The 419-nt window shown below is 68.7% G+C and carries 2 protein-coding genes; both read left to right on the plus strand.

Features of this window, described 5'->3' with window-relative positions; translation table 11 throughout:
* Positions 1-2 precede the first annotated feature (2 nt).
* Positions 3-209, plus strand: a complete 207-nt coding sequence (locus UUA_RS18295; RefSeq protein ID WP_008439711.1) for a twin-arginine translocase TatA/TatE family subunit — start codon at positions 3-5, stop codon at positions 207-209.
* A gap of 27 nt (positions 210-236) precedes the next feature.
* On the plus strand, positions 237-419 hold a 183-nt coding region (tatB, locus tag UUA_RS18300; RefSeq protein ID WP_008439712.1), incomplete at its 3' end, for a Sec-independent protein translocase protein TatB.

The raw sequence follows: 419 nt of genomic DNA on the forward strand, positions 1-419 counted from the left end.
TGGTGGTGGTGGTGATCTTCGGCACTGGCAAGCTTCGCCATATCGGCTCGGACCTCGGCAACGCCATGCGGGATTTCAAGAAGGGCCTCAATGGCGACGAGGACGAGGCCAAGCGCAAGGAAGAGGCCGAGCGCCTGCGCGCCGATCCGCCGGCCAGCTCCGCTGACAAGGCGACGCAGGGCCAGCGCGACTCCAGCGACCCGAAGTAAGCCGCGGGCGGCGGGCAGGTTGCGGCGATGATCGAGATCAGCTTCGGCAAGCTGGTGCTGCTTGCGCTCATCGCGCTGATCGTGCTCGGCCCGGAGAAACTGCCGGGCGCCGCGCGTACCGCCGGGGCCCTGCTGCGACGCATGCGCAGCGGCTGGGACGACGTGCGCGCGGAGGTCGAGCGCGAACTGCAGATCGAGGAGATCAAGCGC

The sequence above is a fragment of the Rhodanobacter thiooxydans LCS2 genome, from assembly GCF_000264375.1.
Lineage (GTDB): Bacteria > Pseudomonadota > Gammaproteobacteria > Xanthomonadales > Rhodanobacteraceae > Rhodanobacter > Rhodanobacter thiooxydans.